The sequence below is a fragment of the Sphingomonas phoenicis genome (genome assembly GCF_047238005.1).
In the GTDB taxonomy this organism is placed as follows: domain Bacteria; phylum Pseudomonadota; class Alphaproteobacteria; order Sphingomonadales; family Sphingomonadaceae; genus Sphingomonas.
In genome coordinates, this window is sequence record NZ_JBDFMC010000002.1 from 580,499 (window position 1) to 603,964 (window position 23,466).

The window sequence follows — 23,466 nt, forward strand, 5'->3', positions numbered from 1 at the left end:
GGATTGTCGCCGCCGGGTCAAGCGCCGTATCGATCGCCGATGCCCTTCGCGCCCCCCGGCATCACCCGCCGCTCGCTCCTGTCCGCCGCCGCCGCGGTGCCGCTGCTGGCGACATCCGGCATCCTGCGCGCCGCCGGGCCGGACCTGTCGGCGCTGCGCGACATCACCACCGGCGCCCGGCCGATCGACGCCGCGGAGCGCGCGCGCCGGCTGACACGGGCCCAGGCGCTGATGAAGGCGAACGGCATCGGCGCCGTCCTGATCGAACCGGGATCGTCGCTCGTCTATTTCACCGGCGTCCGCTGGGGCCGGAGCGAGCGGCTCACCGCCGCGATCCTCCCGGTCGAGGGCACTCCCTGCATCGTTACCCCCTTCTTCGAGGAGCCGTCGGTCCGCCAGACGCTGGCGATCCCCGCCGAGGTCCGCGTCTGGCAGGAGGATCAGGATCCGCTCCGCCTCGTCGCCGGCTTCCTCGCCGATCGCCGGCTCGCCGGCCGCCCGGTCGGGATCGAGGAGACCGCGCGCTTCTTCGCCTTCGACGGTCTCGCCCGCGCGTTGCCCGGCGCCAGGCTGGTGTCCGCCAGCCCGGTCGTCCGCGGCTGCCGCCTGATCAAGACGCCGGCGGAAATCGCGCTGATGCAGTGCGCTACTGACGTCACCATCGCCGCCTATCGCTGGACGCAGCCGCGCGTCGAGAAGGGGATGACGGGTGCGGAGATCGGCGCGCTGATGAACGCCGCGACCAGCGCACTGGGTGGTGATCCCGAGTTTGCGCTGGCCCTGATCGGCCCGGCCGCCGCCCTGCCGCATGGCAGCCGCGAGGTGACGCGCATTGCCGATGGCCAGGTCGTCCTGATGGATTGCGGCTGCACGGTGCAGGGCTACCAGTCCGACGTGTCGCGGACCTGGGTCCACGGCACCGCCACGCGGGAACAGCGCACCGTCTGGAATCACGTCGCCCGTGGCCAGCAGGTCGCCTTCGCCGCCGCCCGCATCGGCACCCCCGCCGGCCGCGTCGACGACGCCGTCCGCGCCTTCTACGAAACGCTCGGCTATGGCCCCGGCTACCGCCTGCCGGGCCTGTCGCACCGCACCGGGCACGGCATCGGCATGGACGGGCACGAGCCCGTCAACCTCGTCCACGGCGAGGCGACGCCGCTGGCAGCCGGCATGTGCTTCTCCGACGAACCCGGCCTGTACCTGCCCGGCCGCTTCGGTGTCCGCCTAGAGGACTGTTTCCACATGACCCCCGCCGGCCCGCGCTGGTTCAGCACCCCGCCGGCATCGCTGGACGCGCCGGTTTGATACCCCATGTCGCGCCACCGTGCTGGCAGTTTCGGCGGCCGACCGCTGTCCTACGACCCGCGATCCGCGGTATCCTCCGCCAATGCCTCATGCATCGCATCCGACCGGCGACCTGACCCGCCCCCGCTTCATCGCGTTCGTCGAATCCGCGCGTCTGACGCCGTTCCGCCACCCACAACGTTCGCGCCCGGCAACCCGCAACATCCTCAACATTCGCCGGGAGCCCGCCTCAACATTCGCCGCCCGAACCCTCCGCAACCCGAAACTTCCTCAACATTCGCGCCGTCCCACTCCCTCGTGCAGCACCCGCTTGAGGCAACCGGCGCTCTCGCCTAAGCCGACGCGCATGACCTCGCCCTCCTTCGTGTCGACCAACGACATTCGCCGCGGCTTCCTCGATTATTTCGGCCGCCACGGCCATCAGGTGGTGCCCTCGGCGCCGCTGGTGCCGCAGAACGATCCGACGCTGATGTTCGTCAATGCCGGCATGGTGCCGTTCAAGAACGTCTTCACCGGGCTGGAAAGCCGCCCCTACGTCACCGCGACCAGCTCGCAGAAGTCGGTCCGCGCGGGCGGCAAGCACAACGACCTCGACAATGTCGGCTACACCGCGCGCCACCACACCTTCTTCGAGATGCTCGGCAATTTCTCGTTCGGCGACTATTTCAAGGAACAGGCGATCGTCCACGCCTGGGCGTTGCTGACCAAGGAGTGGGGCATTGATCCCGCGCGTCTGACCGCCACCGTCTATCACACCGACGACGAGGCGTTCGACCTGTGGCGCAAGGTCGCCGGCCTGCCCGACGACCGGATCATCCGCATCGCCACCAAGGACAATTTCTGGGCGATGGGCGACAGCGGCCCGTGCGGTCCCTGTTCGGAGATCTTCTTCGATCACGGCGACCACATCCCCGGAGGCCCGCCGGGCAGCCCGGACGAGGATGGTGACCGCTTCGTCGAGATCTGGAACCTGGTGTTCATGCAGTACGAGCAGGAGGCGAACGAGATCGTCGCCGAACTGCCGCGCAAGTCGATCGACACCGGCATGGGGCTGGAACGGATCGCCGCGGTGCTGCAGGGCGTCCACGACAATTACGATACGGACACGTTCCGCGCGCTCATTGCCGCGTCGTCGGCGCTGACCCACAGCGATCCGGCCGGCGACATGAAGGCGTCGCACCGGATCATCGCCGATCACCTGCGCTCGGCCGGCTTCCTGGTCGCCGACGGCGTGCTGCCGGCCAATGAAGGCCGCGGCTATGTCCTGCGCCGGATCATGCGCCGCGCGATGCGCCACGCCCATCTGCTCGGCGCGAAGGAGCCGCTGATGCACCGGCTGGTCCCCGCGCTGGTGGCCGAGATGGGCGCCGCTTATCCCGAGCTGGTCCGCGCACAGCCCCTGATCGAGGCGACGCTGCAGCAGGAGGAGACGCGCTTCCGCCAGACGCTCGATCGTGGCCTGAAGCTGCTCGACGACGCGACGGCGACGCTACCGGCCGGCGGCACCCTGTCGGGCGAGACGGCGTTCCGCCTCTACGACACGTTCGGCTTCCCCTATGACCTGACGGAGGACGCCTTGCGTGCGCAGGGCCTCGCCGTCGACCGCGCCGGCTTCGACGCCGCGATGGCCGAACAGAAGCGCGCCGCCCGTGCAGCGTGGAAGGGATCGGGCGCCAAGGCGTCCGACGATATCTGGTTCGACATCGCCGAGCAGCACGGCTCGACCGAGTTCACCGGCTACGCCAACGATGTCGGCGAGGGCGAGGTGCTGGCGCTGGTCAGGGACGGCCAGCGGGTCGATGCCGCCCAGACCGGCGACACCGTGTCGGTGGTCGTCAACCAGACGCCCTTCTACGGGGAGAGCGGCGGCCAGGTCGGCGATGCCGGCACCATCTCCGCCGACAACGGACTGCGGGCGCAGGTCACCGATACGTCGAAGCAGCTCGGCCGGGTCTGGGTCCACCACACGCTGGTCGAGGCGGGCGAGATCAAGGTCGGCGACCCCGTCCGGCTCGCCATCGACCTGACCCGTCGTGCCGCGATCCGCGCCAATCACTCCGCGACCCACCTCCTGCACGAGGCGCTGCGCCAGCGGCTGGGCACCCATGTCGCGCAGAAGGGTTCGCTGGTCGCGCCCGACCGCCTGCGCTTCGACTTCTCGCAACCGGTCGCGATGACCCCGGCCGACATCGCCGAGGTAGAGCTGCGGGTGAACGAGCAGGTCCGCGGCAACGGCCCCGTCGTGACCCGCCTGATGACCCCCGACGAGGCGATCCAGGAAGGCGCCATGGCGCTGTTCGGCGAGAAATATGGTGACGAGGTTCGTGTCGTATCGATGGGTCAGGACGCTGACGGCACCTACTCCCTCGAACTCTGCGGCGGCACCCATGTCGGTGCGCTGGGCGAGATCGGCCTGTTCAAGGTGGTGGGGGAGGGGGCCGTCTCCTCCGGCGTCCGCCGGGTCGAGGCGCTGACCGGCGAGGGCGCCCGCGCCTATCTGTCGCACCGCGACGAGACCCTGCGCGAGGCGGCGTCGGCCTTGCGCTCGACGCCCGACGAGGTGCCCGGCCGGATTGCCGCTTTGCTCGACGATCGTCGCCGGCTGGAACGCGAACTGGCCGAGGCCAAGAAGGCGCTGGCGCTCGGCGGCGGTCAGGGCGGCGCGCCCGCCGGTCCCGAGCAGGTCGGCGGCGTTTCCTTCGTCGGTCAGGTCCTCGAAGGGTTCGAGGCGAAGGGGCTGCGCGGCGCGGTCGACGATGCCAGGCAGCGGATGGGCTCGGGCATCGCCGCGATCGTCGCGGTGAACGACGGTCGTGCGTCCGTTGCGGTCGGCGTCACGCCCGATCTGGTCGCGGCGCACAACGCTGTCGATCTGCTCCGCACCGCGGTGGCCGTACTCGGCGGGCAGGGCGGCGGCGGCCGGCCGGACATGGCGCAGGGCGGCGGTCCCGACGGCGCGAAGGCGGCGGACGCCGTCGCGGCGATCCGCGTCGCCCTGTCGACGGAGCCGGGCGGCGCCTGATCCGTTTGGGTCATGATGCCTGCCCTGTCATGCGGCACAATAGGCGCGACGATAGAGGATGATGGATGCGGTTTGGATCGACGTGTGCGCTGATACCGCTGTTCGCCATCGCCCTGCCACAGGCCGCCGCCCCCCAGAGCGCGCGCGACCTGCTGACCCAGGCCGCGTTCCAGGACCGCAGCGGCCCGGTGGCACTCGCCCGCATCGACCGGGCACGTGCCGCCTCGCTGGCCGCCGCCGCCCGCGACCCTGACGATCAGGACGCCGCCGTCCTGGCCGTGATCGCGCTCGGCTACCGTGCCAAGCTCACCGGCAACCGGTCGGAGGCGATGACCGCCCGGCGTCAGTTCGAACAGGTCGTCGGCCGTTTTCCCCGCAATGCGGAGGCGCAGGCCGGCCTGGGCGCCTGGCACCTCGGCATCATCTCCCATGTCGGCCGCTTCGTCGCCCGGGCCGTCGCCGGAGCGCGGGAGAATGTCGGCATGGCCGCGCTCGACCGCAGCGTCGCACTGGGTGGCGATCGTGCCTTCTTCGCCGGGTTGTCGGGGCTGCTCCGGATCAACTTCGATCCCGGCGACGCCCGCGGTTTTCAGCTGCTCGAGGCCGCAGCCCGCGCGCCGACGCCGACACCGCTCGACCGGATCATCCAGCGCTCGGTCATCGCCGTCCTCGCTCCGCTCCGCCGTGGCGACCGGGCAGGCGCCAAGGCGCTGGCCGATCGCCTGCTCCCGTTCGGCTGGTACGACGACAAGGACAAATAGGCCCGCCGATCAGGTCGGTATCTGCCCCTTGCGCACCCGCCGGATGCGCGGCTCACGCTCCAGGGCAGCCTCACGCCGGATCAGCTGGCGCAGCTCGTCGCGCTTCTCGTGGATCGATGCGATCACCGGCCCCATCGCCACCCCCAGGTCGACCAGCACCGCTTCCGACAATTGCAGGGAACTCTCCAGTGTCTCCGGGACGGCATCGGTCACTCCGGCGCGATACAGCTCGGCCGCATGGGCGGCATCGCGCGCGCGGGCGATGATCGGCAGCGTCGCCGACAGCGCCCGCATCCGCCGCGCCAGCCGCACCGTCAGCACCGGATCGTCCATCGTCAGGATCAGGGCGCGCGCTTCCGCCAGGTTCAACCGGTCGACCAGTTCGTTACGCGCGATATCGCCGAACATCACCGGATACCCCGCCGACCGCGCCTGCGACACCGTGTCGATATCCGCCTCGACCGCCAGATAGGGCTGGCCATGCGCCGTCAGCATGTCGGCCACCATCCGGCCGACCCGCCCGAACCCGATCAGGATCGTGCCCGGCCCCTCGACGGGGGCGATGTCGATCGGCTCCAGCGATCGCGCCTCGATCCGCCGCGCCACCAGCCGGCCCGCCTTCGCCAGCAGCGGCGTGATCGTCAGGCCGATCGACGTCACCGTCTGCCAGAAGGCCGCGGTCGACGGCATGATCAGCTGCGCCTGCGCCGCCGTCGCCAGCACGATCAGTGTCGTCTCCGACGGGCTGCCCATCAGCAGCCCCGTCTCGGCCGCCGTTCCCAGCCGCGCCTGTCCGACCCTCAGCAGCAGGAAGGTGACGATCGCCTTCACCGCAACCACGCCGACCACCGCCAGCAATAGCGGCGACCAGTTCGCCGCGATCGATCGCAGGTCCAGGTCCATGCCCACCGTGATCAGGAACACGCCCAGCGCCAGCCCCTTGAACGGCGCGGTAATTACCTCGACCTCGCTGTGATACTCCGTCTCGGCGATCAGCAGTCCGGCGAGCAGCGCCCCGACGATCGGCGACAGCCCCGCAGCCGTGGTCGCGACCGATGCAACGATCACCACCAGCAGCGATGCCGCCAGGAACAGCTCCGGGCTCTTCGTTCGCGCGGCCTGCGCGAACAGCCTGGGGAGCACGATACGTCCGCCGATATACATCCCAACCACGGTCAGCGCGCCGCTCAGCGCGACCCCGCCGATGCTGTTCCAGCCGTCGCCTCCGGCCGCAGCCGGTGCCATCGCGCCCAGCACGAAGATGATCGGCACCAGCGCCAGATCCTCGAACAACAGCATGCCGAATGCTGACCGTCCCACCGCACTGGTGGTCCCGACCAGCGGCAGTACCAGCGCCGTCGAGGAGAGCGCCAACGCCAATCCCAGCCCCGCAGCGCCGGCGCCGCCCTGGCCGAGCAGGTGCAGCGCCAGCCCGATCAGCACCGCCGACCCGGCCAGTTCGGCAAAGCCCACGCCGAACACCAGCCGCCGCATCGCCCACAGACGCTTGAACGACAGCTCCAGTCCGATCGAGAACAGCAGCAGCACGATGCCGAACTCGGCAAAGGGCGCGATCGACTCCCGGTCGCTGATCGTGACGTAATATAGCCAGGGAAATCGGTCGGTCAGCGTTCCCAGACCCGCCGGCCCCACGGCCACGCCGACCAGAATGAACCCGATGACCGGGCTGATGCGGAACCGGGCGAAGGCGGGGATCACCAGCCCGGCCGCACCCAATATCACCAGCGCATCGCTGAATGCCGCATTGTCTAACCCGATCGCCATGACATCGACCTTAGCGTCAGTCGCATCGGATTGTCAGTACGGTGCCGGCGCCAGCGGCATCACCTCCACGATCAGGCTTGTTGCCTGACCAGCCGCGCCGCGCGAAGACCGGCATCGTCGGTATGCAGCAGCCGTCAGTTTTCGGATCGCGGTAAGGCGGAGCAAAGGGTGCCGGCACCCGACCATAGAGCTGCGCCGCTCTGGACAGAGCGGGTCTGCCGCGGCCATTTGCCGCAGCAGACCCGGCCGGGGTTCAGGCCCAGCTGCCCATCGCAGTTTCCAGGTTCAGGCGGACCTGCTCGAAGAACTGCTCGGTGGTCATCCACGGCTGGTCCGGGCCGATCAGGATCGCCAGGTCCTTGGTCATGTGGCCGTTCTCGACCGTCTCGATGCACACGCGCTCCAGCGTCTCGGCGAAGCGGGTCACGTCGGGCGTGTCGTCGAACTTGCCGCGATACTTCAGGCCGCCGGTCCAGGCGAAGATCGAGGCGATCGGGTTGGTCGAGGTCGCCTTGCCCTGCTGGTGCTGGCGATAATGGCGGGTAACGGTGCCGTGCGCCGCCTCCGCCTCGATCGTCTTGCCGTCGGGGGTCATCAGCACCGACGTCATCAGCCCCAGCGAGCCGAAGCCCTGCGCGACCTGATCCGACTGCACGTCGCCGTCGTAGTTCTTGCACGCCCACACGAACTCGCCGTTCCACTTCAGCGCGCTGGCGACCATGTCATCGATCAGGCGGTGTTCGTAGACGATGCCGGCGGCGGCGAACTGGTCCTTGAACTCCGCCTCGAAGATCTCGGCGAACAGGTCCTTGAAGCGGCCGTCATACGCCTTCAGGATCGTGTTCTTGGTCGACAGGTACAGCGGCCAGCCGCGCCCCAGCGAATAGTTCATGCTGGCGCGCGCGAAATCGCGGATCGATCCGTCGAGATTGTACATGCCCATCGCGACACCGCCCGCCGGGAAGTCGAACACCTCGTGCTCGATCTTTTGGCCGTCCTCGCCTTCCCACTTCATCGTCAGCTTGCCCTTGCCGGGCACGACGAAGTCGGTCGCCTTGTACTGGTCGCCGAAAGCATGACGACCGACGACGATCGGGTGAGTCCAGCCGGGGATCAGCCGGGGCACGTTCTTGATGACGATCGGCTCGCGGAAGATGACGCCGCCCAGGATGTTGCGGATCGTGCCGTTGGGCGACTTCCACATCTTCTTCAGGCCGAATTCCTCGACCCGCGCTTCGTCCGGGGTGATCGTCGCGCACTTCACCGCGACGCCGTATTTCTGCGTCGCATGTGCCGAATCGACCGTGACCTGGTCGTCGGTCGCATCGCGGTTCTCGACGCCCAGGTCGTAATAGTCGAGCTGGATGTCGAGATACGGCTTGATCAGACGCTCGCGGATCCACTCCCAGATGATCCGGGTCATCTCGTCGCCGTCGATCTCCACGACGGGCGTCTTCACCGTGATCTTGGCCATGCGTTCTCGGTCCTTGGCAAATGGGAAAAAACAGGATGGCCCGCGTCTAGGCAACAGACCTGCCACTGGCAACGGGGCAGCGGCAGTCCGCCGCCGGAACGCGAAGGCTCCGGAGCCGTTGCAGGCCGGTAACCATGATCGACAACATGGGATGGCCGCGTGGCCGGATAGAGGAGAGGACGATGCGTTCGATACAGATCGGATATGGCGCCGCGCTGGCCCTGTTGCTCGGTGCGACGGCGGTACCGGCGACGGCCCAGGAACAGCCGTACAGCCGGCTCTTCGTGTTCGGCGACAGCCTCGTGGATTCCGGCAACGCGCAAACGTTGCGTGCTCTGGCGAAGGGAGAGGATCCGGCACCGGCCAGCCTCGGCTATTTCGCCGGACGCTTCTCCAATGGCTACAACTTCGCTGATTATCTGTCCGTCGGCATCAACGGCGGCCCAGCCACGGCGTCGGAGAGAGGCGGGCTGAACTTCTCGGTCGGCGGCGCTCAGGCCGCAGAGGTCGCTGGCGACGCAAGCCCCAGTTTTCTTGAGCAAATCGCCTCGTTCAGGTCGAGCGGTCAGCAATTCGGTGACGACGCGCTCGTTCTGGTGACGCTGGGCGGCAACGATGTCCGCGCGCAGTTGAGCGCTTTGGGCACCACGCCGGGTTATCAGCCGACGCTCGCGCCCGCCGTCGCGGCACTGACCGCCGGTCTCGGTGAACTCTACGCGAGTGGCGCGCGGAACTTCGTCGTCACGGGCCTTCCCGATATCGGCCAGATTCCCGCCGTGACGAGCATCGGATCGAGCGCGCTGGCCACCGCCGGTACGCAATTGTCCTCCGGCCTGAACGACGCGTTTGCCCAAGTCGTCGCGGGGTTCGGCCGGACGACGGGCGCCAATGCCAGCTTCTTCGACCTCTTCTCGTATCAGAAGACGCTCTACGCCGATCCCGGCGCCTATGGATTGCCGGTGGCGCTCGACCGCCGCAATCCCTGCCTCGTACCACCGTCCCCCGCATCGGGATGCGAGGACAATGTCTATTTCGACTCCATCCATCCCACCTCGCAGATCCACTTCGCCATCGCCCAGGGGATCGGCAACCAGATCGGCGTCGCGGTAGTGCCCGAACCGGCTACCTGGGCGATGATGCTGCTCGGCTTCGGCATGGCAGCCACGGCCCTCCGCTACCGCCGACGGCAGATGAGGGTGGCCTTTGCCTGATGTCAGCGGTCGCGCGATTGTCACGAGGCGCCGGGGCAGGTACACCCCGGCGCCATGACCTCGCTTGAAAAGCCGCCGGTGGCGACCACGACGGTGAAGTGGCGCTTCCCCACCGTCCACCCCGAAGGCCGCAAATACGCCGCCATCTCCCTTGGCATCACCATGTTGCTGACCATCGTCTCGAACGTCCTGTTCTGGCCGATGATCGGCGTCACGATCTGGGTACTCGCCTTCTTCCGCGATCCCGTCCGTACCACGCCTCAGGGGGACGGACTGATCGTCGCTCCGGCGGACGGGCTGGTGACGATGATCCAGCGGGTGCCCGTTCCACGCGAACTGGTCGGCGATCTGGGAGAGGCACCGCTGGTCCGCGTGTCGATGTTCATGTCGGTGTTCGACGTCCATATCAACCGCACGCCGATCGCCGGCACCATCCGCCAGGTCGTCTATATCTCGGGCAAGTTCCTCAATGCCGATCTCGACAAGGCATCCGACGAGAACGAGCGTCAGCACATCGTGGTCGAAGGCCGCCCGCTCGCCGACGGCACTGTTCGCCGCGTCGGCTTCACCCAGATCGCCGGGCTGGTGGCGCGCCGCATCGTGCCCTTCGTGAAGCCGGGCGACATGGTCGCGACGGGCCAGCGCATCGGCCTGATCCGCTTCGGCAGCCGGGTCGACGTCTACCTGCCCGACGATTGCGCTCCCCAGGTTACGCTCGGCCAGCGAACGATCGCGGGCGAGACGGTGATCGGTCGCGTCGACGGTATCGTCGTCGCAGGCATCTCGCAGTGAGCGATCCGGCCGCGCAAGGAGCCGACGACGCGGAGCCGAGGCGGGCCGACAAGATCAAGGGTATCGGCCCACGCACCGCCGCCTTTCGCGCCGGCGGCCGCTTTTCCCGTCCGCCGCGCGGCCTGCCGCTGCGCGCGATCGCGCCCAACGCGGTCACCGCACTGGCACTCTGTTCCGGCCTGTCCGGCGTGCGTTTCGCCATTGCCGGTCAGTGGGAACAGGCCGCGGCGATGATCATGGTCGCGGGGGTACTCGATGGCATCGACGGCCGGATAGCCCGGCTGTTGCGTGGGGAGAGTCGCTTCGGTGCCGAACTTGACTCGCTCTCCGACGCGATCTCGTTCGGCGTGGCGCCGGCCCTCATCATGTATTTGTGGTCGCTGGCAGCGCTGCCGCGGATCGGCTGGATGTGTTCGCTGCTCCTGGCGGTCTTCTGCGCGCTCCGACTGGCGCGGTTCAACGCCAAGATCGACGAGACCGAACAGCCCCACAAGTCCGCCGGTTTCCTGACCGGCGTTCCGGCACCGGCGGGAGCGGGGCTGGCCCTGTTGCCGCTGTTCTTCTGGTTGTGGACGGACGAGCCGCTGTTCACCAATCCCTATATCGTCGCGCCATGGGTCGCGTTCGTTGCGGTGCTGATGGTATCCAGCGTGGCGACCTTCTCTTGGTCGTCGCTGCGCCTGCGTCGAAGCATCCGGTTCGAGGCGCTGGCCGGAGTTGTCCTGCTGGGCGCGGCGCTCACCACCGCTCCGTGGCACACGCTCAGCATCATCGCCGTTCTCTATCTGGCGACGCTGCCGTTCAGCATCGCCAGCTACGGCCGGGTCAGGCGGCTTCGCGCAGGTGACGGATCGCAACAGGAACCGGCGTCGCCGCCCACCGCCTGACGGCGATCCGCCGCTCTGCCTGCGCCAGTTCGCGCAGCGGAGAGAAGGATGCCTCGACCTGGCCGGAGGCCAACCGCAGGATACGGCGCCACTGCGGCAATACCGACGCCAGGATCACCGACGCCGCCAACCCCATCGCACCTGCAAAAACCAGAACACTGATGACCGCCATGTTCGCCTCCCTGACGCGAACGCCATTCAATCGACGTTCGAAAACCGGCAGACGCACGTTCAGGTTCCGAAAAACGACGGATAAACGCCTGTTTTTACGGCATTTAGCACCGAAATTGCGGTGTTTGACCCGATGTGCCTCTGTTGAACACCTTATGTTCCACTTGCGTTCCCGGTGTCAAGCAGTTGCGTACGGGATGGCTCTGCGCTAAGCCGCGCGCCTCAACTCCGCATGGGAAGCATCATACACCGGTGCGCAGGCTTTCAGCCGCCGCGTCATCCGCTTCCCAGAGGCTTTAACCGGAAGGAATTATCTATGGCGGCACCTGTCGTCACCATGCAGCAGCTTATCGAGACCGGCGCGCACTTCGGCCACCAGACCCATCGCTGGAACCCGAAGATGAAGCCTTACATCTTCGGCGACCGCAACGGGGTCCATATTCTCGATCTGTCGCAGACCGTCCCCCTCTTCGCCCGCGCGCTCGAGTTCGTCTCGTCGACCGTCGCCGGCGGCGGCAAGGTCCTGTTCGTCGGCACCAAGCGCCAGGCGCAGGAGCCGATCGCCGATTCGGCTCGCCGCGCCGGCCAGCATTTCGTCAACCATCGCTGGCTGGGCGGCATGCTCACCAACTGGAAGACGATCTCGAACTCGATCAAGCGCCTGAAGAACCTCGAGGAGCAGCTGTCGGGCGACACCCACGGCCTGACCAAGAAGGAAGTGCTGCAGCTGACCCGCGAGCGCGACAAGCTGGAGCTGTCGCTGGGCGGTATCCGTGACATGGGCGGCGTGCCCGACGTCATGTTCGTGATCGACGCTAACAAGGAAGAGCTGGCGATCAAGGAAGCCAACACGCTCGGCATCCCCGTTGTCGCCATCCTCAATTCGAACGTGTCGCCGGACGGCATCGCCTTCCCGGTTCCCGCCAACGACGATGCCGCCCGCGCCATCCGCCTGTACTGCGAGGCGATCGCGATCGCCGCGACCCGTGGCGGTCAGGAGCAGCAGCAGCGCCGCGGCGTCGACTTCGGCGCGATGGCAGAGCCGCCCGCCGAGGAGCAGGTCGAGGTTGCCGCCGAGGATACCGGTGCCGCCACCGTCGAGGGTGCGGGCGCCGAGACCGAGCGCCAGATCGACGCCTGAAGCGTCAACAGATCGTCACGCGGGCGGGGCAGGGCGAAACGCCTCGCCTCGCCCGCAGGCATATTCAGACTGGAAGGATTGAAGACATGGCCGATATCACGGCAGCGATGGTCAAGGACCTGCGCGAGAAGAGCGGCGCCGGCATGATGGATTGCAAGAAGGCGCTGAACGAGACCGCCGGCGACATGGACGCCGCACTCGACTGGCTGCGCACCAAGGGGCTTGCCGCCGCGCAGAAGAAGTCGAGCCGTACCGCCGCCGAGGGCCTGGTCGCCGTCGCGACGTCGGGCACGAAGGGCGCTGCGGTCGAGGTGAACTCGGAGACCGACTTCGTCGCCAAGAACGACCAGTTCCAGCAGTTCGTCCGCGAGGTGACGCAGATCGCACTTGCCACCGGTGACGACATCGAGGCGCTGAAGGCGGAGACGATGCCGTCGGGCACCTCGGTCGCCGACGTGCTGACCAACAATATCGCCACGATCGGCGAGAACCAGTCGCTGCGTCGCGCCAGGCGCCTCGAAGTGACGAAGGGCGCCGTCGTCAGCTACGTCCACAATGCGCAGGCGCCCGGTCTCGGCAAGATCGGCGTGCTCGTCGCGCTCGAATCCGATGCGTCGGATGAGGTGCTGCAGGGTCTCGGCAAGCAGTTGGCGATGCACATCGCCGCCGCGTTCCCGAAGGCGCTGAACGAGGCCGACCTGGACGAGGCCGAGATCGAGCGCGAGCGCGCGATCGCTGCCGAGAAGGCGGGCGAGAGCGGCAAGCCGGCCGACATCGTCGCCAAGATGGTCGAGGGATCGATCGCCAAGTACCGCAAGGAGCACGCGCTGGTCAGCCAGCTGTTCGTCATGGACGGCAAGACCAAGATCAGCGACGTCGTCGCCAAGGCGGGCAAGGACGCCGGTACCACGATCGTGCTGAAGGACTATGTCCGGTTCCAGCTGGGTGAGGGCATCGAGAAGGAGGCATCGGACTTCGCCGCCGAAGTCGCCGCCGTCTCGGGCGTGCCGCAGGGTCAGTGATCGCGAAGCGGGGAGGGGGCGATGTCCTTTCCCCGCCATCGTCGCCAGCGTCCATGCGCCGGCATGGGCGTCGCGGCGGATCCGTATGGGTGAGCCGATCACACGGAATCCGCGGGCCGACCGCGCCGGCAACCCATCCGCCATGAATTTCCGGTGCAGTGGCGGCACTCGGCTTGCCCGGTCATCGCCCCCCGCCTAAGGTCCGCGCCGCTCCCCCGAATTGACCGAGACGCATGACCGAACCCCGCTACAAACGAATCCTGCTGAAACTCTCCGGCGAAGTATTGATGGGGGAGGGTGGCCTCGCCATCGATCCCGTCATCACCGCTCGCGTCGCGGGTGAGATCGCGGATGTCCGCGGCGCCGGTTATGAACTCTGCGTCGTCGTCGGCGGCGGCAACATCTTTCGCGGCCTGTCCGCCGCGGCCAAGGGCATCGAGCGCGCGACCGCCGATTACATGGGCATGCTTGCCACGGTGATGAACGCGCTGGCGGTGCAGAACGCGCTGGAGCAGATCGGCGTCGATACCCGTGTGCAGTCGGCGATCCCCATGGCCTCCGTCTGCGAGCCCTTCATCCGTCGCCGCGCCGAGCGGCACCTGGAAAAAGGTCGCGTGGTGATCTTCGCGGCGGGGGTCGGCAGTCCGTTCTTCACCACTGATTCTGGCGCGGCCCTGCGGGCGGCCGAGATGAAGTGCGACGCCCTCTTCAAGGGCACCAGCGTCGACGGCGTCTACGATGCCGATCCCAAGAAGGTGCCCGGCGCCACCCGCTACGAAACGGTCAGTTTTTCGAAGGTGCTGTCCGATGACCTGAAGGTCATGGACGCCTCCGCGATCGCGCTGTGCCGCGACAACGATATCCCGATCGTCGTTTTCAACATCCGCGAACACGGCAATTTCGCTGCCGTGCTGCGCGGCGAAGGCATCTCGACGACCGTTCAGAACCAGGAGACTATCGATGCCCGCCTATGACAAGGCCGATATCCAGCGCCGCATGACCGGCGCCGTCGACGCGCTGAAGCACGATCTGGGCGGGCTGCGTACCGGCCGCGCCTCGATCACGCTGCTCGATCCCGTCAACGTCGAGGTCTATGGCAGCCACATGCCGCTGACCCAGGTCGCGACCGTGTCCGCGCCGGAGCCGCGGATGCTGTCGGTACAGGTGTGGGACAAGTCGAACGTCGGTCCGGTCGAGAAAGCGATCCGTTCCGCCGGGCTCGGCCTCAACCCGATCAACGACGGCCAGACGCTGCGGCTGCCGATCCCCGACCTGACCGAGGAGCGTCGCAAGGAACTGGCGAAGCTTGCCAGCCAGTATGCCGAAAAGGCCCGGATCGCCGCTCGCAACGTGCGCCGCGACGGCATGGACAGCCTGAAGACCGACGAGAAGAAGAACGTTTTCGGCGAAGACGAGCGCAAGCGTCACGAGACGGAGTTGCAGAAGATCACCGACGCGACGATCGCCGATATCGATGCGGCGGCCGGATCGAAGGAAAAGGAAATCCTGGGCAAGTGACGGGCGGGCAGCGCCAGCTGTTTGGCTCATCCTGCGGGCATGAGCGGCCCGGCGCTCCTGTGGAGCACCGGCGGGACGGAGGGGCCTCGCCCTGCCTGTCCGAATGGCGCGCCTCGGCATGAGCACCGCGCCCGTCCTTGCGCCCGCTGACGGCACCGTTCCGCGCCATGTCGCCATCATCATGGACGGCAACGGTCGCTGGGCGAAGCGCCGGCACCTGCCTCGTGCGGCCGGGCACAAGGCGGGGGTCGACGCCGTCCGCCGCGTCACCCGCGCCGCGCGCGCGATGGGGATCGAGGCCCTGACCCTCTACGCCTTCTCGTCGGAGAACTGGCGGCGGCCGGAGGAGGAGATCGGCGAATTGATGAAGCTGCTGCGCTTCTTCATTCGTTCCGACCTCGCCGAACTGGCACGAGAGAATGTCCGGTTGCGGGTAATCGGCAACTATCGCGCATTCAGCCCCGATCTGGTCGACCTGATCGATGACGCGATCGCGCGGACCGCATCGAACAGTGGCCCGCTACTCGTCATCGCCCTGAATTACGGCGCGCAAGCGGAACTGGCGGCTGCCGCCCGTCGCCTCGCCGCACGCCTGCCCGCCGACCAGATCGACGAAGCCGCGATCGAGGCCGAACTCGACACCGCCGATCTGCCGCCGCTCGATCTCGTCATCCGCACGTCGGGGGAACAGCGGCTGTCCAACTTCCTCCTCTGGCAGGCGGCGTATGCCGAACTGCTGTTCGTCGACACGCTCTGGCCCGATTTCGATGCGGACGCCCTGGCCGACGCCGTCGCGGTGTTCGGCCAGCGGCAGCGCCGCTACGGAGGCTTGTGACCGCGCCTTTGCCCACGCCCGATCTGCCCACGCCCGACCAGAAGCTGCGGACCCCGTCCAACCTCCGGTTGCGGATGATGGCCAGCGTGGCGATGATCGCCGTGGCGCTCGTCGCGCTAACCGCGGGGGGTATCCTGTTCTGGCTGCTCGCGGTCGTCGCCGCGCTGTTCATGATGGCGGAATGGGCGAACCTGTCCGGTGCGTCGGCACGGGAAAAGCGAATTGGCCAGTTTGCCCTGTCGGTTCCGCTGGCATTGATGGCGCCGGCTTCGGTGATCCTGGAAGTCCATGACTTCTTCACCCTGGGCCTGCTCGTGGGCGCGGCGTTCTTCGTCGTGATCGTCACCAACCGGCGTCAGCTGGCGTTGGGCATCCTCTATTGCGGGCTACCCGTTCTGTCCCTCGTGGTACTGCGCCGATACGAATCGGGGCTGGTGCTCGCGCTGTGGACGCTGGCGCTGGTCTGGGCGACGGACATCGGCGCCTTCTTCGCTGGCCGTTCGCTCGGCGGTCCGAAATTGGCGCCCCGGATCAGTCCGGCCAAGACCTGGTCCGGTTTGATCGGCGGCATCCTCCTCGCCACGGCCTTTGCCTTCGTCATGCACCTGGCGGCAGGACTGCCGTTCCGCCTGGTGATCGCCACGCCGCTGCTCGCCGTCGTGGCACAGGGCGGCGATCTCTTGGAAAGCTGGATCAAGCGCCGCGCCGGCGTGAAGGATTCGGGTAATGTCCTGCCCGGCCATGGCGGCGTGCTCGATCGCCTCGACGGCGTGGTGCCGGTCGCGCCGCTCGCCGCGCTGCTGGTCCTGTTGGCGTGAAGACCATCACCGTCCTGGGGGCGACCGGCTCAGTCGGCAGCTCCACGCTCGATCTGGTCGAGCGGGAGCCCGATCGCTTCCGGATCCGCGCCCTGACGGCCAATTGCGACGTCGCCAAGCTCGCCGCTGCCGCCCGCCGCACGCGGGCGGAACTGGCGGTCGTTGCCGACGAGGCCTGCCTGCCCGCGTTACGCGAAGCGCTGGCCGGAACCGGCATCCGCGCGGCGGGCGGCGCCGCGGCGATCGTTGAGGCCGGCGCCTCGGGGGCGGACTGGACGATGGCGGCGATCGTCGGCTGCGCAGGACTGGCGCCGACGATGGCGGCGATCCGCGCGGGCGGCACCGTGGCACTGGCCAACAAGGAGGCGCTGGTTTCCGCCGGCGACGTCGTGATGGATGCGGTGACCCGGCACGGCACCCGCCTGCTGCCGGTCGACTCCGAGCATAACGCGATCTTCCAGTGCTTCGACTTCGATCGTCCGCATCAGGTCCGCCGCATCGTGCTCACCGCCAGCGGCGGGCCTTTCCGCGACGCCACGCTGGAGCGGATGGCACGTGTCACCCCGGCGGAAGCGGTCCGGCATCCCAACTGGTCGATGGGCGCCAAGATCTCGATCAATTCAGCGACGATGATGAACAAGGGGCTGGAACTAATCGAGGCGGCACGGCTGTTCCCGGTCAGCCCCGACCGGATCGAGATCGTCGTTCACCGTCAGTCGGTGATCCACAGCCTGGTCGATTATGTCGACGGATCGATGCTCGCCCAGCTCGGCCCTTCCGATATGCGTGTGCCCATTGCCCATGCACTCGCCTGGCCGGAGCGGATGGTGACCCCGATGGAGCCGCTCGATCTGGTCAAGCTCGGCCGGCTCGACTTCGAGGAGCCCGATCCCGCCCGCTTCCGCGCCCTGTCGCTGGCGCGTAGCGCGGTGAACGCCGGCGGAGCCGCGCCGGCCATCCTCAACGCCGCCAACGAGATCGCCGTCGCGGCCTTTCTGGGGGGGCGGATCGGCTTCCTCGAAATTGCCGCAATCGTCGAACATATATTGCAGCGCTACGATCCGCCATCGCCGGACACGCTCGACGCGGTACTCGCCGTCGACGCGCGGGCGAGGGAACTGGCGGCAGAGCGGGTAGAGGATTGCGTCCGTTGATCGAGGCTCCCGGTATTCTGCTGACCCTGATCGCGTTCGTCGCGGTCATCGGCCCGCTCGTGTTCGTGCACGAGATGGGTCATTACCTTGCGGGCCGCTGGTTCGGGATCAAGGCCGATGCCTTCTCGATCGGCTTCGGGCGCGAGGTCGCCGGCTATACCGACCGGCGCGGCACCCGGTGGAAATTCGGATGGCTTCCGCTCGGCGGCTATGTGAAATTCGCCGGCGACATGAACCCCGCCGGCCAGCCCAGCGCCGACTGGCTCGCCTTGCCGGTCGCCGAACGCGCACGGACGTTCCAGGCCAAGCCGGTGTGGCAGCGCGCCATCGTCGTCGCGGCCGGACCGGTCGTCAACTTCGTGGTCGCCATCCTGATCCTGGCCGGATTCGCCCATTTCTACGGCGTCCGCTACGCCCCCCCCATGGTCGGCGAGGTGGTGGCCGGCAGCCCCGCTGCGGCCGCCGGGCTCCGTGCGGGCGATCGCATCGTGGCGCTGGGCGGTCGTTCGATCGAGAGCTTTGCCGATATTGCCCAATACGCGATGATGCGCCCCGGAGAGGCGATCCGCGTCGATCTCGTCCGCGCCGATCGTCCTGCCAGCACGACCGTAAAGATCGGCACGCTGAAGCAGCGCGATCGCTTCGGCAACGAATACCAGATCGGCCGCGTCGGCATCGGCAGCCCGCCGGTCGAGTACCGGCCCGTGTCGATCCTGCGCGCACCCGTCGTCGGTGCCGAGCAGGTGGTCTCGATCGTTCGCGGCTCGCTCGACGCGATCGGCCAGATCATCAGCGGCCGACGGTCGGTCGACGAGCTCGGCGGGCCACTTCGCATCGCCAAGGTGTCCGGCGAGCAGATGACCCTCGGCTGGCCCGCCTTCATCGGCCTGATCGCCCTGGTTTCCATCAATCTCGGGTTCATCAATCTGCTGCCAGTGCCGATGCTGGATGGCGGCCACCTGCTCTTCTATGCGATCGAGGCAGTGCGGCGCCGGCCGGTCGATGGACAGGTGCAGGAATGGGCGTACCGGGGCGGTTTGGCGGCGATCCTGGCGTTGATGATCCTGGTGACGTTCAACGATCTGGCCCAGCTGGGACTGTGGCGGAACCTCGCCGGGTTGATTGGTTGAGGAAGCTGGGGCAGGGCGAAATCGACAGGGGTCGGTGTCACGTTATCCTGGGGTGGTTTTCTAGTGAAGAATAATGGTCTTTCGGTCGCGGCGGTCGGCGCGACGCTGCTGGCGAGCACGATGCTCGCAGGCGTCCCTGCGCTGGCGCAGTCGGGCAGCGGCCCGGCGCGCGCTCCCGCGGCCGGCACCGGCACGCCCGACACCGCAGCGTCGCCCGGCACCGGGCGCATCGCTCCCGTGCCGACGCCGGCCGGCACGCCGACCCCGGCTCCCGCCGGTACCGCGACTCCGGCCACCACCGCACCGGTCGCCGCCGGCACCATCAAGTCGCTGAAGGTGGAAGGCTCGCAACGGATCGAGCCCGAGACAGTGCTGTCCTACACCAAGCTCCGGATCGGCATCCCCTACACCACCGCCACGCTCGATCAGGCGCTGGTCGATCTGCAGGCGTCGGAGCTGTTCGCCGACTACTCGATCTCCGGCGTGGAGGACGGAAACATCGTCCTGCGCATCCGCGAGAACCCGATCATCAACCGGGTGATTCTCGAGGGGAACAAGGCGATCAAGAGCGACAAGATCCAGAAGGAACTGAAGCTCGCTCCGCGCCAGATCTTCACCCGGACGGCCGTGCGGGCCGACGTCGCCCGCATCATCGAGCTGTATCGCCGCGGCGGCCGCTTCGCGGCGATCGTCGAGCCGAAGATGGTCAACCTCGACCAGAACCGCGTCGATATCGTCTTCGAGATCAGCGAGGGATCGAAGTCGAAGGTCCGCCAGATCAATATCCTCGGGAACGAGAAATTCTCCGACGACGAGCTGCGCGGCCAGATGGCGACCAAGCAGTCGCGCTGGTTCCGCCTGCTGTCTTCCGGCACCAGCTACGACCAGGATCGTCTGAACTATGATCAGCAGAAGCTGCGGCAGTTCTACCTGACCGAGGGCTATGCCGATTTCCGCGTGACCAGCGCGGTCGCCGAGCTGACCCCGGACAAGCGCGATTTCATCATCACCTATGTCGTCGAGGAGGGGCCGCGCTACAAGTTCGGCGACGTCACCGTCGACAGCGAGATCCGCGACTTCGACAATACCCGGCTGGCCGCGTCGCTGCCGATGAAGAAGGGCGACTGGTACAACGCCAAGCTGGTCGAGGATTCGATCGACAACCTGTCCCAGTCGGCGGGCCTGTTCGGCTATGCCTTCACCCAGGTCGATCCGGAATATCAGCGTGACCGCGAAACGCTGACGATGGGACTGAACTTCCACATCGCCCAGGCTCAGCGTACCTATGTCGAGCGGATCGACATCAATGGCAACACCCAGACGCAGGACAAGGTCATCCGTCGCGAAATGCGGCTGGGCGAGGGCGATGCCTTCAACGATTTCCAGATCAAGCGCTCGCAGGATCGCATCAACTCGCTGGGCTATTTCCAGGACAAGTTCGAGATCAAGCGGACGCAGGGCTCCTCGCCCGACCGCATCCTGCTGGAGGCGCCGGTCGAAGAGAAGTCGACGGGCGAGCTGCAGCTGTCGGCGGGTTTCTCCAGCCTCGAACGCTTCATCATCCAGGCGAACGTCACCCAGCGCAATTTCCGCGGCAAGGGGCAGGAGCTGCGCTTCGGCGTCAACTATTCCAGCTACCAGAAATCGGTCGAGGCGGGCTTCACGGAGCCCTATCTGTTCGACAAGAACATCGCGGTCGGCGTCGATGTTTTCCGTCGCGATTTCAATCAGTTCAACTTCGATCTGAACGGCAATCGCAACACCATCTACAACCAGGTGTCGACCGGGTTCCAGGTGCGGTCGGGCGTGCCGCTGACCGAATACTGGTCGCTGTCGGCGCGCTACGGCCTGTCCTATGACGAGGTCGGGCTGGACGACAGCCTGCTGGTCAACGGCCAGTGCACCAACGCGACCGTCGGCCGCTATCTGTGCGAGGCGCTGGGCAATCGCTGGACCTCGTCGGTCGGCTATTCGCTGATCTACAACAGCCTGAACAGCAACCTGCGGCCGACCGCGGGCATGCGCTTCAACTTCAGCAACGATTTCGCCGGCCTTGGCGGCGACGTGAAGTACATCCGCGCCCGTGCCGAGTTCGCCAAGTACAAGGGACTGGGCAGCGGCTTCGTCCTGTCGTTCCTGGGCGAGGGCGGCTACATCAAGTCGCTGGAGAAGAGCCGCGGCGAGGGGATCGACAAGGTCCGGATCATCGACCGCTTCTATCTCGGCGAGCCGAACTTCCGCGGCTTCGATATCCGCGGTGTCGGCCCGCGCATCCAGCGCGTCCCACTGGCTGGTGATCCCAGAACCGGTACGCAGCTTCTGGTCACCGATCGCAACCAGATCTCGGACGATCCGCTCGGCGGAAAGGCCTATTATCTTGGCCGCATCGAGCTGGAATTGCCATTGGGTGCCGGTGCCCGGGAAATGGGCTTGCGCCCGTCGATCTACGTGCAGGCGGGCAGCCTGTTCAGTTTGACGCGTCCGTTGCCGACCACGGATTTCACCCAGTTGCGCAATCCCGATGGATCGCTGCAAACGAACAAGGACGGCTCGCCAAGCCTGATCGGCGCTCCGATTACCACGAGCGTCAACGGGCAGACGCTGGCGCTCTACTCGGTGTCGGCGGCAGACACGGTCAACGCCGGTCGTCCCACGACCTGTGCGATCGGCTATTCGGCAACGCTCGGCGGCACCTGCTCCGGTACGTCGACCAACATGCCGCAGGAAACCTCGCCCTTCGTCGAGAATTTCCTCGGCAACTCGCCGCGTCCGCGCCTATCGGTCGGCATCGGCGTCAACTGGAATTCGCCCTTCGGTCCCCTGCGCATCGATCTCGCCAGGGCATTGATCAAGCAAAAGGGCGACGACGACAAGCTCATCACCTTCAACGTAGGAACCCAGTTCTGATGACCCGTATCACCGCACTCCTCCTCGCCGCGGCGGCGCTGCCGCTGGCCGTCTCGTCCGCTTCGGCACAGGTGAACGGCGTCGCCGTTGCCAATCCGGAAGGGGCCGTCGCCAATTCGCGCGCCTGGGCCGCCGCCCGCACGCAGATCGAGACGACCTACAAGACGCAGATCGATCAGGCGAACGCCCGCCGCGAGGCGATCAGCAAGGAGTTGCAGCCGCTCGTCACCGCGTATCAGACGGCCGCGCGTGCGCCCAACGCCAACCAGGCCTCGCTGCAGAGCCAGGCCCAGGCGATCCAGACCCGCCAGCAGGCTGCCGAGCAGGAGCTGGGCCGCCTGACCCTGCCGGCCCAACGCGCGCAGGCCTATGCGATCGAGCAGATCTCGGGTCGCCTGAACGAGGCGGTGCAGACCGTGGTCCGTGCCCGCAACGTCAGCCTGCTGATCCGTCCTGACGCCGCGCTGTTCACCCAGCCGACGGCAGACATCACCCCGGCGATCACGACCGAGCTTGACCGTCTGGTTCCCAGCGTCGGCATCACGCCTCCCGCCAATTGGCAGCCGGGCCAGCAGCAGCAGGGCGGCGCTCCCGCCGCTGCGCCGGCGGCGACGACCACCACGCCTGCGCGTCCGGCGCAGCCCGGCGGCCGGTGACCGACGCCGCCGCCGGGGGCGGCACGGAGGTGAACCAGGGCCCGCTCGATATCGGGCGGGTCATGGCCGCGCTGCCCCACCGCTATCCCATGCTCCTCGTCGATCGTGTCGAGGAGCTGGTGATCGATCACCGCATTGCGGCGATAAAAGCGGTGACGATCAACGAAGGCTTCTTCCAGGGCCATTTCCCCGGGCGGCCGATCATGCCGGGTGTCCTCATCGTCGAGGCGCTGGCGCAGGCGGCCGGCATCCTCGCGGTGGAGAGCCTCGGCCTTGCCGGTTCGGGCAAGCTCGTGTACTTCATGGCGATCGATGGGGCCAAGTTCCGCAAGCCTGTGGAACCCGGCGTCCTGCTCCGGCTGGAAGCATCGTTCGTCCAGAAGCGCGCGTCGGTCTGCAAGTTCGCAGGGATTGCAAGGATCGACGGCCAAGTGGTTGCAGAAGCTAACTTTACTGCGATGATCGCCGATCCGCCAAAGGCAGGATGAACGCGATTTATCCCTTACCTTAGCCTTACCTTAGGCGGCGGTTTTGACTTTGGGCGCTCCGTTGGATAGGGGGCGCCCTTCTTTTCCGGCTGGTCGGAACCAGCCACTTGGAAGGCAAGGCAATGAAGCAGGACACCCACCCCGACTATCACATGATCAAGGTCCAGATGACCGATGGCACCGTGTTCGAGACTCGCTCGACCTGGGGCAAGGAAGGGGATCTGATGACGCTCGACATCGATCCGCTGGCGCATCCGGCCTGGACCGGCGGTCGCGGCACGATGCTCGACACGGGCGGCCAGGTGGCCCGCTTCAACAAGCGCTTCGGTGGTGGTCTCACGCTCCGCAAGTAACCTGAAATTAGGCATGGCGGCGTTAGCAACGTCGCC

21 protein-coding genes are annotated in these 23,466 nt (G+C 67.2%); 18 read left to right on the forward strand and 3 right to left on the reverse strand.

From position 1 onward, the window contains the following. Positions 1–39 precede the first annotated feature (39 nt). From ABC319_RS03750 to ABC319_RS03760, 3 genes are all read left to right on the forward strand, one after another. Positions 40–1,305, forward strand: a complete 1,266-nt coding sequence (locus ABC319_RS03750; RefSeq protein WP_413068947.1) for a M24 family metallopeptidase — start codon at positions 40–42, stop codon at positions 1,303–1,305. A gap of 346 nt (positions 1,306–1,651) precedes the next feature. Then, positions 1,652–4,327: an alanine--tRNA ligase gene (gene alaS / locus ABC319_RS03755; RefSeq protein WP_413068948.1), complete on the forward strand. Its 2,676-nt coding sequence runs from the start codon at positions 1,652–1,654 to the stop codon at positions 4,325–4,327. A gap of 65 nt (positions 4,328–4,392) precedes the next feature. Continuing rightward, the gene (locus ABC319_RS03760) at positions 4,393–5,088 is read left to right on the forward strand and encodes a hypothetical protein (RefSeq protein WP_413068949.1); all 696 of its coding nucleotides are present in this window, start codon (positions 4,393–4,395) and stop codon (positions 5,086–5,088) included. 9 nt (positions 5,089–5,097) lie between these two features. On the opposite strand, the gene ABC319_RS03765 is transcribed toward ABC319_RS03760, so the two are convergent. Continuing rightward, positions 5,098–6,873 (reverse strand): cation:proton antiporter domain-containing protein, encoded by a 1,776-nt coding sequence (locus tag ABC319_RS03765; protein WP_413068950.1) that lies wholly within the window; start codon positions 6,871–6,873, stop codon positions 5,098–5,100. Between the two features lie 253 nt (positions 6,874–7,126). Further along, complete coding sequence (locus ABC319_RS03770; protein WP_413068951.1) at positions 7,127–8,347, reverse strand: NADP-dependent isocitrate dehydrogenase; 1,221 nt, start codon at positions 8,345–8,347, stop codon at positions 7,127–7,129. A gap of 182 nt (positions 8,348–8,529) precedes the next feature. Between ABC319_RS03770 and ABC319_RS03775 the strand changes: the two genes are divergently transcribed. The 3 genes from ABC319_RS03775 (at position 8,530) to ABC319_RS03785 (ending at position 11,237) form a co-directional block, all read left to right on the forward strand. Then, complete coding sequence (locus tag ABC319_RS03775) at positions 8,530–9,558, forward strand: SGNH/GDSL hydrolase family protein (protein WP_413068952.1); 1,029 nt, start codon at positions 8,530–8,532, stop codon at positions 9,556–9,558. Positions 9,559–9,612: 54 nt separating this feature from the next. Beyond that, positions 9,613–10,350 carry a phosphatidylserine decarboxylase gene (locus tag ABC319_RS03780; protein WP_413068953.1) on the forward strand — a complete coding sequence of 246 codons (738 nt, stop codon included), beginning with the start codon at positions 9,613–9,615 and terminating at the stop codon, positions 10,348–10,350. Between the two features lie 128 nt (positions 10,351–10,478). Beyond that, positions 10,479–11,237, forward strand: coding sequence for a CDP-alcohol phosphatidyltransferase family protein (locus ABC319_RS03785; RefSeq protein WP_413071600.1), 759 nt, complete (start codon positions 10,479–10,481; stop codon positions 11,235–11,237). Here the strand turns inward: ABC319_RS03785 and ABC319_RS03790 are convergent. After that, the gene (locus tag ABC319_RS03790) at positions 11,176–11,409 is read right to left on the reverse strand and encodes a hypothetical protein (protein ID WP_413068954.1); all 234 of its coding nucleotides are present in this window, start codon (positions 11,407–11,409) and stop codon (positions 11,176–11,178) included. The genes ABC319_RS03785 and ABC319_RS03790 overlap by 62 nt on opposite strands. A gap of 315 nt (positions 11,410–11,724) precedes the next feature. Between ABC319_RS03790 and rpsB the strand changes: the two genes are divergently transcribed. From rpsB to rpmE, 12 genes are all read left to right on the forward strand, one after another. Then, positions 11,725–12,549, forward strand: a complete 825-nt coding sequence (rpsB, locus tag ABC319_RS03795; RefSeq protein WP_413068955.1) for a 30S ribosomal protein S2 — start codon at positions 11,725–11,727, stop codon at positions 12,547–12,549. Positions 12,550–12,635: 86 nt separating this feature from the next. After that, positions 12,636–13,571, forward strand: coding sequence for a translation elongation factor Ts (tsf, locus tag ABC319_RS03800; protein WP_413068956.1), 936 nt, complete (start codon positions 12,636–12,638; stop codon positions 13,569–13,571). A gap of 233 nt (positions 13,572–13,804) precedes the next feature. Continuing rightward, a complete protein-coding gene (gene pyrH / locus ABC319_RS03805) occupies positions 13,805–14,545 on the forward strand; it encodes a UMP kinase (protein ID WP_413068957.1) in 741 nt (246 codons plus the stop codon). Next, positions 14,532–15,089: a ribosome recycling factor gene (gene frr, locus ABC319_RS03810; RefSeq protein WP_413068958.1), complete on the forward strand. Its 558-nt coding sequence runs from the start codon at positions 14,532–14,534 to the stop codon at positions 15,087–15,089. The genes pyrH and frr overlap by 14 nt, the downstream gene beginning before the upstream one ends. A 118-nt stretch (positions 15,090–15,207) precedes the next feature. Then, positions 15,208–15,924 (forward strand): polyprenyl diphosphate synthase, encoded by a 717-nt coding sequence (gene uppS / locus ABC319_RS03815; protein WP_413068959.1) that lies wholly within the window; start codon positions 15,208–15,210, stop codon positions 15,922–15,924. Between the two features lie 74 nt (positions 15,925–15,998). Next, entirely contained in the window at positions 15,999–16,742 is a 744-nt protein-coding gene (locus ABC319_RS03820) for a phosphatidate cytidylyltransferase (protein ID WP_413071601.1), read from the forward strand. After that, a complete protein-coding gene (locus ABC319_RS03825) occupies positions 16,739–17,896 on the forward strand; it encodes a 1-deoxy-D-xylulose-5-phosphate reductoisomerase (protein ID WP_413068960.1) in 1,158 nt (385 codons plus the stop codon). Before ABC319_RS03820 ends, ABC319_RS03825 begins: the two co-directional genes overlap by 4 nt. Beyond that, on the forward strand, positions 17,893–19,026 hold the full coding sequence (locus tag ABC319_RS03830; protein WP_413068961.1) for a M50 family metallopeptidase: 1,134 nt from the start codon (positions 17,893–17,895) through the stop codon (positions 19,024–19,026). Before ABC319_RS03825 ends, ABC319_RS03830 begins: the two co-directional genes overlap by 4 nt. Before the next feature lie 120 nt (positions 19,027–19,146). Beyond that, a complete protein-coding gene (gene bamA, locus ABC319_RS03835) occupies positions 19,147–21,933 on the forward strand; it encodes an outer membrane protein assembly factor BamA (RefSeq protein ID WP_413071602.1) in 2,787 nt (928 codons plus the stop codon). After that, positions 21,933–22,589: an OmpH family outer membrane protein gene (locus ABC319_RS03840; RefSeq protein ID WP_413068962.1), complete on the forward strand. Its 657-nt coding sequence runs from the start codon at positions 21,933–21,935 to the stop codon at positions 22,587–22,589. Before bamA ends, ABC319_RS03840 begins: the two co-directional genes overlap by 1 nt. Further along, on the forward strand, positions 22,586–23,077 hold the full coding sequence (gene fabZ, locus ABC319_RS03845; protein WP_413068963.1) for a 3-hydroxyacyl-ACP dehydratase FabZ: 492 nt from the start codon (positions 22,586–22,588) through the stop codon (positions 23,075–23,077). Before ABC319_RS03840 ends, fabZ begins: the two co-directional genes overlap by 4 nt. A 122-nt stretch (positions 23,078–23,199) precedes the next feature. Next, a complete protein-coding gene (rpmE, locus tag ABC319_RS03850; RefSeq protein ID WP_413068964.1) occupies positions 23,200–23,430 on the forward strand; it encodes a 50S ribosomal protein L31 in 231 nt (76 codons plus the stop codon). The last annotated feature ends 36 nt before the right edge of the window (positions 23,431–23,466 follow it).

Excerpts from the sequence above, each read along its gene's own strand:
- ABC319_RS03790 (WP_413068954.1), bottom strand. The coding sequence starts at position 11,409 with ATGGCGGTCATCAGTGTTCTGGTTTTTGCAGGTGCGATGGGGTTGGCG.
- uppS (WP_413068959.1), top strand. The coding sequence starts at position 15,208 with ATGAGCACCGCGCCCGTCCTTGCGCCCGCTGACGGCACCGTTCCGCGC.
- ABC319_RS03765 (WP_413068950.1), bottom strand. The coding sequence starts at position 6,873 with ATGGCGATCGGGTTAGACAATGCGGCATTCAGCGATGCGCTGGTGATA.
- ABC319_RS03780 (WP_413068953.1), top strand. The coding sequence starts at position 9,613 with ATGACCTCGCTTGAAAAGCCGCCGGTGGCGACCACGACGGTGAAGTGG.
- pyrH (WP_413068957.1), top strand. The coding sequence starts at position 13,805 with ATGACCGAACCCCGCTACAAACGAATCCTGCTGAAACTCTCCGGCGAA.
- ABC319_RS03750 (WP_413068947.1), top strand. The coding sequence starts at position 40 with ATGCCCTTCGCGCCCCCCGGCATCACCCGCCGCTCGCTCCTGTCCGCC.
- rpmE (WP_413068964.1), top strand. The coding sequence starts at position 23,200 with ATGAAGCAGGACACCCACCCCGACTATCACATGATCAAGGTCCAGATG.
- ABC319_RS03770 (WP_413068951.1), bottom strand. The coding sequence starts at position 8,347 with ATGGCCAAGATCACGGTGAAGACGCCCGTCGTGGAGATCGACGGCGAC.
- alaS (WP_413068948.1), top strand. The coding sequence starts at position 1,652 with ATGACCTCGCCCTCCTTCGTGTCGACCAACGACATTCGCCGCGGCTTC.
- rpsB (WP_413068955.1), top strand. The coding sequence starts at position 11,725 with ATGGCGGCACCTGTCGTCACCATGCAGCAGCTTATCGAGACCGGCGCG.
- ABC319_RS03775 (WP_413068952.1), top strand. The coding sequence starts at position 8,530 with ATGCGTTCGATACAGATCGGATATGGCGCCGCGCTGGCCCTGTTGCTC.
- bamA (WP_413071602.1), top strand. The coding sequence starts at position 19,147 with ATGCTCGCAGGCGTCCCTGCGCTGGCGCAGTCGGGCAGCGGCCCGGCG.
- ABC319_RS03820 (WP_413071601.1), top strand. The coding sequence starts at position 15,999 with ATGATGGCCAGCGTGGCGATGATCGCCGTGGCGCTCGTCGCGCTAACC.
- tsf (WP_413068956.1), top strand. The coding sequence starts at position 12,636 with ATGGCCGATATCACGGCAGCGATGGTCAAGGACCTGCGCGAGAAGAGC.
- ABC319_RS03840 (WP_413068962.1), top strand. The coding sequence starts at position 21,933 with ATGACCCGTATCACCGCACTCCTCCTCGCCGCGGCGGCGCTGCCGCTG.
- frr (WP_413068958.1), top strand. The coding sequence starts at position 14,532 with ATGCCCGCCTATGACAAGGCCGATATCCAGCGCCGCATGACCGGCGCC.
- ABC319_RS03760 (WP_413068949.1), top strand. The coding sequence starts at position 4,393 with ATGCGGTTTGGATCGACGTGTGCGCTGATACCGCTGTTCGCCATCGCC.